General features: G+C 70.3%; 7 protein-coding genes. All 7 read right to left on the bottom strand.

The genetic code is table 11. From position 1 onward, the window contains the following. Positions 1-105 precede the first annotated feature (105 nt). Entirely contained in the window at positions 106-1,374 is a 1,269-nt protein-coding gene (locus A6A29_RS06950) for a phosphodiester glycosidase family protein (protein ID WP_241838365.1), read from the bottom strand. Between the two features lie 35 nt (positions 1,375-1,409). After that, complete coding sequence (locus A6A29_RS06945; protein WP_073719093.1) at positions 1,410-2,153, bottom strand: hypothetical protein; 744 nt, start codon at positions 2,151-2,153, stop codon at positions 1,410-1,412. Next, positions 2,150-2,968, bottom strand: a complete 819-nt coding sequence (locus A6A29_RS06940) for a GDSL-type esterase/lipase family protein (protein ID WP_073719092.1) — start codon at positions 2,966-2,968, stop codon at positions 2,150-2,152. The genes A6A29_RS06945 and A6A29_RS06940 overlap by 4 nt, the downstream gene beginning before the upstream one ends. Continuing rightward, complete coding sequence (locus A6A29_RS47470) at positions 2,958-7,514, bottom strand: bifunctional glycosyltransferase/CDP-glycerol:glycerophosphate glycerophosphotransferase (protein WP_073719091.1); 4,557 nt, start codon at positions 7,512-7,514, stop codon at positions 2,958-2,960. Before A6A29_RS47470 ends, A6A29_RS06940 begins: the two co-directional genes overlap by 11 nt. Positions 7,515-7,525: 11 nt before the next feature. Continuing rightward, on the bottom strand, positions 7,526-8,890 hold the full coding sequence (locus A6A29_RS06930; protein WP_073719090.1) for a CDP-alcohol phosphatidyltransferase family protein: 1,365 nt from the start codon (positions 8,888-8,890) through the stop codon (positions 7,526-7,528). Between the two features lie 192 nt (positions 8,891-9,082). Beyond that, positions 9,083-10,636 carry a hypothetical protein gene (locus A6A29_RS06925; RefSeq protein ID WP_241838364.1) on the bottom strand — a complete coding sequence of 518 codons (1,554 nt, stop codon included), beginning with the start codon at positions 10,634-10,636 and terminating at the stop codon, positions 9,083-9,085. A gap of 111 nt (positions 10,637-10,747) precedes the next feature. After that, positions 10,748-11,851, bottom strand: a complete 1,104-nt coding sequence (locus A6A29_RS06920; protein WP_073719089.1) for a hypothetical protein — start codon at positions 11,849-11,851, stop codon at positions 10,748-10,750. Between the last annotated feature and the right edge of the window lie 71 nt (positions 11,852-11,922).

The raw sequence follows: 11,922 nt of genomic DNA, 5'->3' as shown, positions 1-11,922 counted from the left end.
CCCCGCTCGCGTCTCCCCGGCCGCTCGCCTTCGACCCGCTCCCGTCTTCCCCCCGGCCGACTGCGCGTCTCCCGGCCTCATCGCGGCCGCTTCCGGCCGGTCGGCTCAGCTCCGGGGGATGACGGCGATCGCGTCGGCGACCTTCCGCTGCCGCCGCCCGCCGGGCGCGCCCGACTCGGAGGGGCGGTTGACCACCTCGCCGCCGACCACCATCGTGCTGGAGCCGCCGCCGTCGAGGTTCAGCCCCTCCACCGCCCCGAGTTCCCGCAGGATCTCCGCCGCTTCACGCAGCGTGACACCAGCGCTCCGGGCGCTGCGTCCGTCGAACACCACAAGGAGCAGGGTCCCGTCGGCCTTCACCCCGGCGACCGTACGAGGGTGTCGCGCGTCGGCGGAGGCCGCGCTCACTCCGTTGGCGGCGGCGTTGATCCGGACCGCTCCGCCACGCAGCAGGGCGGGGCCGGCGCCCATCACGGACACGCCGGGCGCGAGGATGTCGCGCCCCGTCCGGTCCGTCACCGCCGTCCGCCCGGCGATCCGCTCTCCGGTGCCGACGTGTGCCCGCAGCCAGTCGGCGCCCGCTCCCACTCCCGCCAGCGTGGAGCCGTCACGGGGTATGGCTCCCCCCGCGGGGCTGCGCACTTCGCTCACCCGCCCGTCCGCCGTCAGTACCGCTTCCGTGCTGCCCGGCCCACCGGGCGGCGTGCGTTCCCCCCAGCGCGGGGTGAACGCGACGACTTCGCTGTCGTCGACACACAGCTGGTTGTGGCGGGGCCGTGACTCGGGGAGGCCGGTGGCGGCCGACCGGTCGCCACCTGTCCCGCCGCAGCCGACGATCCTTCCCGGTACCCGGTTGACCCCGTCCAGTTCACGCGTCGCCCCGTCGGCCGCCGACAGCGTGAGGGCGGAACGCACCTCGTCGACGCGGGCCCGGCCGCCCCCCTGACCGGGGAGGATCAGCGCGGTGCGGCCGTCGGCCGCCTCGCTCAGCAGCTCGCCGTCGACCACCCTGATGCCGAGCGGATCGCCCGCGTAGCCGCTGAAGGCGGGGGACGCCGGGGTATCGAAGAAGGAACCGTTCACCGCGGCGACGGCGCCCGCCCGGCGCGCCATCCGGCCGACGGTCTCCGTGGTCGTCAGACGGTGGGCGACGACCGGTCCCACAGTGACGTGCGCGGTGGGGGCGACCGTGAGTGCGGTGACGTGGACCTGGCGTCCGTCCGCCAGCCGGTGGGTCGTACGTCCGATGGTCACCCCGCACGGCGCGTCCTGTTCGCAGACTCCGGCCGCCGGGCCGGGAACCGGTGACCGGCCGGGCCGGGCCGCGTCACCGCCCGAGCAGCCGGAGAGCGCAGTGGTGGCCGCCAGCAGCACCGCGCACCACCGTGACAACCGTGCGTACCGCGGTCTCACCCTCCCGGTGTCCCCTGCCGCAGCACCCCGCGCGGGGCGCCGGGCTCGCCGACGTGGACCGTCACACGGCCCGTCGCCAGGTGGCCGGGACCGGCCTCCAGCACATAGTCGAACCAGTCGTACCCGAGGTGGTCCCGGAACGGGTCGTACGTCACCGTGCCGTCCGGTTCGACACCGGTCAGCCCGTATCTGGCGGGGCCGACGCCGACCAGGCGCACGTCCTCGCCCAGTCCGTCCGTAAGGTCCTTGAGGACACCGCGGTGGCCCGGCGGCAGCACCAGGGCCCGTCCCTGCGGCGGCACCGGGGCGATCCGGTAGCCGAGGTCCTTCAGCGAGAAGGTCGTCGAGGTGAGGCCCTTGCCGCCGTCGGCGATGATTCCGGCCCTCAGCACCGGGACGAGGAAGGCGTCGGGGGACGCGTGGCCGTTCACCCGCAGCGTGAACTTCGCCACCCGCTCGACACCGGGTCCGGTCGAGGTCGCGTACCGGTCTCCGGAGGGCAGCAGGCTCATGCCCGCCATGCTCTCCATCACGGCGACCCGCGCGAACGAGTCGGCCATGAGATAGCCGTAGTAGCGGGTTCCGTCGCCCTGCGGGGTGAGGATCCACTCGCACGCGATGCGTTCGCCCGGCCGGACCGGTTCACCGGGGTCCCGGTCGGCGCGGAGTTCCAGCCCGCAGACGATCGACGGATCGTCCTGCTGGACACTGCGCAGGGTGGCCAGGGTGAAGGTCGTCATGATCTGTCCGCCCCCCGGCCCGGGCCCAGCGTGCGCGCCCTCGTCAGCTCGCGATGTGACGCGTCGTCGAGCCAGGTCACCCACTCCGGCGGGAATTCGGGGCGGTCGAGGTTGACGGCCCAGTGGGACGGAATGATCTGCTCGGCCACCAGCGTGTGGACGACGTAGCGCGCGCACGCGAGGGCGCCGGCCGGCATCAGATGTCCCGGATCGTGAAAGCCCTCGGGATAGTTGGGGTGTTCCCGCGGCTCCAGATGGACGAAGAAGGGGCGTACGCCCTCCGGCCCCAGCTCGCTCCACCACCGGTGCGTCCGGTCGTAGAGGTCGACGTAGGGAACGCTGCATTCGACGGCGAGGTCGCGCATCGCCATCGGATACTCCGTGATGCTTCTCGGCAGATTGCCGTGCGCGTCGTGGGTGTCGCCTTCGGGCGGGCTGATCAGAACCGGATGGGCGTTGCGCTCGCGGGCGCCGTCCACGAACTTCCTCAGGTGCCGAGGGAAGTCCCCGTACGCCTCCGTGCGGAGCCACTCCTGCGGCTTCGCGTCATTGATCCCGAAGGAGGTGAGCAGGTAGTCCCCGGCCCCGATGTTCGCCAGAATCCAGTCGAGACGACCGCGCTCGGTGAACGTACGGGCGCTCGCACCCGCCCGGGAGCAGTTGACGATCTCCACCTCCGGGCTGATGAAGAGGTGGAGTACCTGGCCCCAGCCGGTCACGGGCGCCCTGCTCGCTTCCCGGGCCGCCGCCGCCGAGTCGCCCGCCAGGAAGAACCTGGGAGGCCGCGGTGTGCCCAATTCCCCCTCAGACAGCACGCTCCCAGCCTCCGTCCCGCTCCCTGGGGCTCGCCCCGTAAAGGTCCATTCCGTCGGCGGTGGGCAGCGGGCCCGGCTCCCGGTCCTGCCGCGGGTCCGGTGCCGACAGGACTCCGACCGGCCCCGAAGGACCGAGGTCGGCGGCGTTCGCGTCCCCCAGGGCGTCGATCGCCCGGTACACGCGTTCACAGTTTCCGTCGCCGCGGTGCGCGAAGAAGTACTCGGCGCGCTCCCGGTAGGGGCTCTCGACGGTGAACTGCCGGGCCATCGCCGCGATGATCTCGTCGACCGCCTGGTCGACCGTGCGGCAGACCGGCCCGAAGCCGTCCTGCGAGAGGGTGAAATAGCCCCGCTTGTAGTGCCGTCCGTAGAAGTCCTCCTCGTCGAAGGGGACGTGGACGAGCGGGATGCCCATGTACGCCACGTCGAAGAACACCGACGAGTAGTCCGTCACCATGAGGGAGCACTCCTTCATGGCCTCCTGGACGTTGCGGGTCTTCGGGTCGGCGACCTCGATGGCGGCGGCCTCGATCCGGAAGTTGTGGAGGTAGGGCCGGATCTCGTAGTGGGGGAAGAACTCCAGGTCGACACCGAAGCGTTCGAGGGCGTCGATGAGCCGCCGGTCGGAGAGCAGCGACCGGTAGAAACGGAAGTACTCGGACTGGGTGAAGGCCGTCTTGGCGGGCCCGGTGGACTTCTTGTACGAGGCGGTCACGATCCACTGCCGCCAGGTGGGCATGAGCAGAATGCGCGGGCGCTGCCTCGGCTCCCTGCGCAGCGCGTCGAAGCGGGGCAGCCCCGCCAGCACCGCGCGCTCGCCGAAACCGGCCTCCAGGGCCAGGTACTCGCGTTCCTGACGTCCGGTGGCCACGATCAGGTCGTAGCCGGTGATCCGCTGGTCCACGCCGGAGGTGACGTCGTTGTAGCTGATCCCGTGCTGGAGGAACACCCGCTGGTACTTCAGCAGCTCACCGAACCGGTGCAGGAAGAGCACCTTCCGGTAGCCCTCGGGCACCAGATAGGACTCGGAGTCGTACGAGCCGATGAGCTTGGTCGCGTGCAGCAGGTACATCCGGTGCTTGAACGAACCCAGCTTGATCACTCGGCCGTAGCGGGCGACCTTGGCGTGGTCGGCGGCCTTCCCGTCGATGACGTAGTAGGCCCTGCGGCGCTTGCGGTGGGTCCGCATCCACTTGAAGAAGTGGTACGAGTTGTCCTGCGCCGTGTCGGTCCGCTCGCCGATGAGCCAGATCTCACGGGAGTTGAGGAACGGGTAGGTCAGCCAGTACGCCAGCCGCATCCTCCAGCCGGGGTTGCGGGTCTTGAGGATGCGGATCTCGCGCAACGTCCGCCACAGGGCGTGCCTGGCCCGGTGGCGAACCTTCCGGTCGACCAGCCGCAGGTGCAGGGCGTCCTGACCGCCGATGGTGAGCATGTAGGGGTGGCGTCCGATCCGCCCCGGCCCCTTGAGCCGGTGCAGCGGCAGCCGCGCCTTCATCACGACATTGCGCTGGCGCGACCCGTCCACGCGGTGGACGCGCAGCCGGAAGTCGCCGACGCCGAATCCCCCGCGCACCAGATCGGCGAGCGGTATCTCGGCGTACCAGCCCGCGTACAGGTCGCGGCCGTTGCGGGTGTTCCAGAGATCGCGCCGGGCGACCTGGCGCAGCGGCACACTGATCTTGGCGTTCGCCGTCTGGTAGACGAACTCCAGCGGGTTGTCCATCGGGCCGCTGATGTCCATCCCGGGGAAGGCCAGACAGCCCTCCACGACCAGGACATCGCCTCGGGTACGGACGGACTCCACCACGACGTTGGGGTCGTTGACCCGGGCGGCCCGGGTGTTCCTGGCACCGCCCGCGTAGCTGCGGTGGAAGCCCTCGTCGTCGATCTCCAGCACCAGGGGTGCCTGTTCCAGTACCGGTGCCGGGTCCCGGAAGAGCTCGAAGTTGCCGCTCTTGGCCGCGTAGTGGTCGAGCTGCTGCGCGGGGTTGGTGGCGTATTCGAGGATGACCTCGTCGGGGATCTGGGCGTAGTGCCGGGAGATGCCGGGGAAGATCTCCTCCAGCTGTGCGCGGCCCATGACATTGCGGGCGTTGCACAGGAAGCCCTTGTAGGTGCGGGTCGCGTAGCGCTGGAACATGCGCTTGATGTCGGACCGCTCGGTGGCGGTGTAGTCCAGCAGGAAGTGGTTGAGCCGCAGGTGGTCGCGGTAGTTCGCCGGCTTGCTCCACAGGGAGTCCATGATGGAGGAGCCGTCGGGGCGCCCGCGGTAGTAGTAGACCGGCCGGTCCACGATGCTGATGGCGTTCGCCCGCAACATGCTCGGCAGCGTCACCCAGGAGTCCTCGAAGTGGACTCCTTCGCCGAAGCGCACTCCCAGGCGGCGCAGCAGGCCCGTGCTGAAGACCTTGTTGCAGGCGGATCCGCTGAAGATCAGGTCGGGTACGTCGGCGAAGTCGTCGATACGGCGGTCGCCCGTGCCGAAGTACTGCTTCCACGGGCCGTACGGCCGGTCCGGGAAGTTCACCAGATCCCCGATGACCACCTCGGACCCGTCCCGCCACGCGGCCTGGAGCATCAGGGACAGGGCCTGCTCGCCCAGGATGTCGTCGGAGTCCAGGAAGGTGACGTACGGCGCGGTGACGCGGTCGAGACCGTTGTTCCGGGCGTTTCCGAGCCCGCCGTTCGGCTGGTGGACCACGGTCACGTTGGCGTAGAGGCGCGCGAAGTCGTCGAGGATCCGCGGGGTATCGTCGGTCGCCCCGTCGTCGACCAGGATGACCTGCGTGGCGGCGAAACCCTCCTGGGCCGCGATCGAGCCGAGGCAGTCGTCCAGGTAGGCGGCGACGTTGTAGCAGGGCACGACGACGGCCATCTCGAAGGGATGCTCAAGGGTCGCGAACGGCCTGTGGAGCCGGTTGCGCCACCACATCCAGGGCGCGTCGGGGTCGTTCTGGGCGGACTCGAAGGTCCGGCGTCCGGCCGTCGCCCCGCGCAGGGCGAGATTTCCGCTGACCGTGCGGTAGCCCTCGAACTCCTCACCGTACGACACGAAGTCGAGCCCGCCGAGGTCGACGTCACGCACGTTGAGGGGCGACCGGGACCGGGCACGGTTCCACTCGACGACGACGGACACATTCCAGACGGTGCCGTCCGAGAACTCCTCGCCGAGCATGGCCGCGAGGTCGACCGAGCCGCCGAAGGAGACGAACCGCTCATCGGCCTCGACGTCCGGGACGGGTGCCGTGATGTCCTTCTTGGAGTGCCGGTTGCGTACGGCGAGGGTGAGCTTGAGGTCGTGTCCGCGCTCGATCCGCCCGAACCGGTTGACCAGCCGTCCCCGGAAGCGGAGCTTCGACGCGTCCGTCATGGACCATGCGTCGAGCTGGGCGAAGAGCGGTTCGTGGGAGAGCTTGGCCCGCGACAGGCCCAGCTCCGTCACATCGAGCATGCGCCGGGCGTCCGGCAGGTGCAGATGGTCCCCCGACCAGAACACCCGTCCGTCCTCCTCCACGAGGAAGGACGACAGCACGCTCTTGCGCTGTGCGTAGTCGAGCGTCGTCAGCGCCGCCTCGATCTCCTGGTACATGACGAGGTAGGCCCGCACCCGGTCGACCGGGTCGCACAGTTCGAAAGCCTCGTCGCTGATCGAGAAGAGGTAGTTGCCCGCGATCTCGGCGAAGCCCTGCTGGAACTCCGGATCGCCCTCCGCGAGCGCCCGCATGTACAGGCGCAGGTCGTGCGCGAGGAACTTCGAGTCCTTGCGGACCTTGAGCTGCCACAGTCCCCGGTCGAGGAGGAACGCGTCGGTGGCCCGGTGCACGGCGACCCGGTCCGTGATGCTGCGCAGCTCTCCGGTGCGGCCGGTGATCGATCCGCCCTCGGACTCCCACATCCACCGGTACACCGGGTCGGTGATGACGGTGATCCCGTCCGCCAGGCAGCCCGCGACGGTGGAGAAGTAGGTGTCCTCGTAGAAGACGCCCTCGGGGAACCGGATACCGGCGTCCCGCAGGAAATCCACCCGGTACATCTTCGCCGCCGCGATCGGGTCGGACAGCAGCAGCGGGAACTCCACGAGGCTGGGCACGGTGCGCGCCATCGCGTACACCTCCGGGGCCCAGCCCTCGCTCTCGCCGGTGGCACGGTTGACCCGGACCGCCTTGCCCGCGGTGATGTCGCTGCCGGTCTCCAGCGCTCCGGCCAGCAGCAGCTCGCAGGCGCGGGGCGGAAGTTCGTCGTCGGCGTCGAGGAACAGCATGTACCGGCCGGCGGCCTGTGCGATGCCCAGGTTGCGGGGCGCGCCGACGCCACCGCTGTTCGTGGGGCTGCGCAGCACGCGGACGCGGCTGTTGTTTCCGGCGAAGCTCTTCACGACGTCGAGCGTGTCGTCCGTCGAGGCGTCGTCGACGATGACCACCTCGACCAGTTCGTACGTCTGGTTGACGGCCGACTGGAGCGCCTTCCCGATCGTCGTCGCCGCGTTGTAGGCGGGGATGACGACGGTCACCCAGACGTCAGGGGTGTCCTGTTCGTAACGCACGCGAAGCTCCCTCACTCGCCGGGGTGACCGTGGTGCTGCGGCTGGTGGGTGTGGGGGGCCGCGTACAGCGGCTGTACCTGTGTCCGGTGACGGCTCTGGTGGTCGTGGACCCACTCGCCCGGCTGCTGGTACTCGTGCCCGTGGGCCGGCCGGTCGCCGTACGCCGTGGGGGCCGGATAGGTCTGGGGGTAGGGCTCGGGGTGGGCCTGGGGGTAAGGCTCGGAGTACGTCTGGGGGTAGGGATCGGAGTACGTCTGGAGATACGGCTGGGGGTACGGCTGGAAGCCGGGGTCGTCGTCGGGCTGCGGGTTCAGCAGCGCCTCGTCGGCGAACGTCCGGTCCGGCACCGCCCGGCCGTGACGGTGGCGCCCGCGGTGGAGATGGGGGGCGATGGCGTCGGCCGCGCTCGGGGCCGGCACGTTCAGGCCCGCCATGACAGCGGTGAAGTCGCGGGTGGAGAGCCAGAACTTGTACATGATGATCAGCTCGAAGATGCCCATCAGCACCGCTGACACCAGAGTGGTCATCAGGATGTGGCCGATCAGCGGGCCGATGATGAAGACGAACATCTGGAACTCGATGCCGCTGATGAGGTGCGGCCTGATGCGGCTGCGCAGCAGCGCCCTTCTGACCCTCAGGTACCAGGGGAAGCGGTGGCGGAACTGGGCGTGGAGGTCGACGACCGGTCCGGTGCCGGTCTGTTCCTTGAGCAGTTCGGCGTCGGCCTCGGGGTTCTCGCGCAGCAGGTCCTCCATGAACTGGACCTTGGGCGCTTCGGCCCCGGCCACCGGGGATGCCGGAGCTGCCGTGGCTTCCGGGACTGCCGCGGCTTCCGCGACGGCGGGTTCGGCCTCCCGCTGCTCGTTGGTGACCTTCTCGATCTTGGCGCGCATCGACATGCGCATCTTGTAGATCTGAAGAGCGTCGACATAGCGGAGCATGTCGAGGAAAACGACCATCAGCGCAGCGAGAAGAAACCTTTCGTCATCGGTCCGCAGATACTGCCCGCCCATGAGCGCCAGGGCGCAGAAGAGCACCCGGATACGGTCGAAGACGTAGTCGAGCCAGCCGCCGAACACCGTGCCGTTGCCCTTGAGCCGGGCGAGCTTCCCGTCGATGCAGTCGAGGATGAAGCTCAGGTGGTACAGCGCCGCCCCGACGGCGAGGGACAGCCCGTCCCCCTTGAGGAAGAACCCCGCGGAGCCGAGGCCGACGAAGAGCGCCGCCCAGGTGACGCCGTTCGGCGTGATGAAGTTGAACCGCGCCATGACGATGAGCATGCGGGTCGCGACGGGGTCGACCAGCACCACCGTCCACCAAGCGTCACGCTTCTTGCATGTCAGTTTCTGGACAGCACGCAGAGACAGCTTGGCCATAACCCCTCAGTCACGAGAACAGCGGCGAACAGTCCTCGTTCATGCACAGGCAAACACGAGGGACCCCCATGTTCACGAGGTACCCACAGGTCCTTCACATGAAAGCTCATCGACTTTATCAAGAACTTAACCATTTTCGGCCAGTGCCGTCGCCGATAGAGACCCTCCGGGATCACTGTCGATCAAGGAGCGTCACACTGTGTGCCAAGAACCGAACTCGAAGCCGCCGTTCAGTGACTCTCGGTGGGCAATCGCCAGTTGTGCCCCGGCCGTGAGCACGCCCAATGTGACCATTCCGGTACGGGACCGGACAGCGGCGGGCGTGAGGGGCGATTTCGCGCCCGCCTCGTTCCACCACACCCCCGCGTCCGGTCGCCCTTCGGCGTACGCCCCCGCAACCGCCGTACCGTCCGGCCCCGAACGGACGAGGAGCGCGTAGTTCCAGCCATTCACCTCGACCCCGCGGACGCCGCCGATCGACCCGGTGCCGTCCGCGCCGCCGAGCGGTACCGGGGCCGCGGCACCCGGCCACCACATGCCGGGCTCGTTCGTCCGCAGGTCCCGGAACAGGACGGTGCCCGCTTCCGGGCCCGCCGTCATGGAACGCGGACAGGGCGAGAAGGGCACTCCGCGGTCCTCGGTCCAGGTGCCCTCCGGCCCGGAGCGGAACCAGCGCACCACCGCGTCGGAGTCGCGCGCGCGGGCCAGCAGTTCGACCTCTCCGCGCGCCGTGGTCACCGTGACCAGATCGTCCTCGACGCGGACTCCGCCCAGATGCTGCCACGGCCCCCACGTTCCGTCGGGAGACTGCTGACGACAGCTGACGCTCTGTCCGAAGTTGCGCGTGAAGACGAAGAAACTGCCCGCACTGTCGAAGCCGGCCACCGGGAATCCGCCTTCCCGGCTCTTGTACCGATGTCCGTGGTTCGCGGAGCCCAGCGAATGCCATGGAGTGAGCGGCTGCCCGGTGCGGTACTGGACGGCGTGGACGATCTCCACGTCCCCGCCGCCGTCCTTGCGCCCGGTCCGGCGCAGCGCGAGGAGGTGGACGAAGCCCTGGAGATCCCGGACCACCGTGAGACCGGGCATCAGCCTCGGGCCGGGCAGCAGTTCGGGGCCCTCCCAGGCACTCCCGCCCGGCTCGGTCTGCACCCACCGCACCACACCGGCCGCTGACGGGAGAAAGGCGGACAGCCGGCCGTCGAACCCCTCGGTGAGCCAGTCGGCCGTACGGGGATAGCGCGACGCCGCGGCGGCACCCAGCGTCCCGTGCGCCCCCGCGCGACGGCAGTCGGCGAAGACCGGGAGGCCGGACTCCAGCTGATACGCCCGCGCGGCGGCCAGCCCGTCCAGTGCGGCGGCGGCACGCCGCGGGGGCTCGTCGTGCACCGGCCTGTCCTGCTCGTCGTCGTACCCCACCCGGATCGGATCGGGGTCCGACAGGCGTATCCAACGGGGACTCAGCGCGCGCAGCTCCCGCAGGAGTCCGTCCCGGCCGCCGTCGCCGCTCGCGTCGGCATAGCGGGGACTGCCCGCGAGGTGACACCCGCGCCGGGCCGCTTCGGCGAGCGCCCGTTCCAGGGCGGCACGCTCCTCCTTGTTCCCCTCGTCGGCGCACAGGACGCCGATCTCGGTCCCGGCCTCCTCGGCCGCGACGAGGGGCACGGCATCGAGCGGGCCCGCGACGATGATCACCACCCGCTGGGAGTCCGCGGCCCCGGCCTGGCCGGGCTGCGGCTTCCTCACCGGGCCACCTTGCGTCCCGCGGGCCATGTCTTCCCGTCCTTCCGAGGTTCACGCGACGGCTTGGCGCTCATGTCCGGCCGTCCTTCCGAGGCTCACACGACCCGATGGCGCTCATATCCGGTACCAGTCGCTGAGGGTCAGCCCCTGACCGTCCTGCTGCCGCGCGACGGCCAGCCGACGGTCCGCACCGATGGCGGCCACGGCCAGCCGTCCCTGTCCGTCGCACGCGAGCGCGGGGTCTCCGGCGCAGCGCATCGCGGTGTCCGTCCACCAGACGCCGGCCTGCTCCCCCTCGGTCGTACAGGCACCCAGGCCCACGGTTCCGGACGCGCCCCGGACGGCCAGCACCGTGCAGTCGACTCCGTCCAGTGCCGTACGCAGGGCACTGATACGCCCGTCCCCCGGCTCACCGCCCAGCGGTACGGGCCATTGCCCGGCCCGGACGGCGAACGCACCGGCGCCGCGTGCGTCGCTGAGGTAGTAGGTCAGCCGGCCCGCGGCCGTCTCCAGCGCGGTCACCGACCCCGGCAGCGGGATCACCCCCACCTCGGCTCCGGGAACCAGGTCTCCCCCCGGCTTCGCCTGGCACAGGTGGAGCGCCCCTGTCCGTACGGGAATCAGTATCTCCACCAGCCCCGAGGACAACGCCGCGGGCGCGGGCCGGTCGGTGACACCGGCGACCGGGAGATTCCGCCACGCCTCCCACTGGCCGTGCTTGTCCTCCCGGCGCAGCGAGAGTCCGCCGAGGCCCGTCGGGACACAGACGTACAGTGCGCCGTCCCCGGCGACGGCGGCCTGCGGGGCCCCGACCTCCACCGCCCGGCGGACTTCCTTGAACGGGTTTCCCAGCGACCGCCACTGCGTCACGGGCCGGCCGGTCTGGTACTGGGTGGCGTGCACGATGTCGACCGTCGACCAGTCGTCGGCGCGCGACCGCACCCGGCGTCCCACCAGGTGGGCATAGCGGTCGCGCCCCTGGACCACCGTGAGGTGGTCGATGCCCTTGGCGGGGACGGCCTCGGGGCCCGACCAGTGACGCGAGCCGGGTGCCGCCTCCGTCCAGCGCAGGACCGCGTCGTCGACATGGACGTAGGCGGTCAGTCTGCCGTCGTGACCGGTCAGCAGCCAGGGTCCGCCGAGGACCCGGCCGAGTCCGCTCCCGGCAGGCGCCGACGGGTCCACCGGCCGGTCTTCGCGCAGAGGGGCACTTCGCATGGCGTGACGTACCCCTCCCAGGGCATCGGGCCCCGTCCCACGGGCGGGGCTCAGGACCGAGACATCATAGA

Source organism: Streptomyces sp. TSRI0281 (assembly GCF_001905125.1).
Lineage (GTDB): Bacteria > Actinomycetota > Actinomycetes > Streptomycetales > Streptomycetaceae > Streptomyces.
Note: the sequence above shows the minus strand (reverse complement) of the source record. Positions and strands in the feature narration are given on the sequence as shown.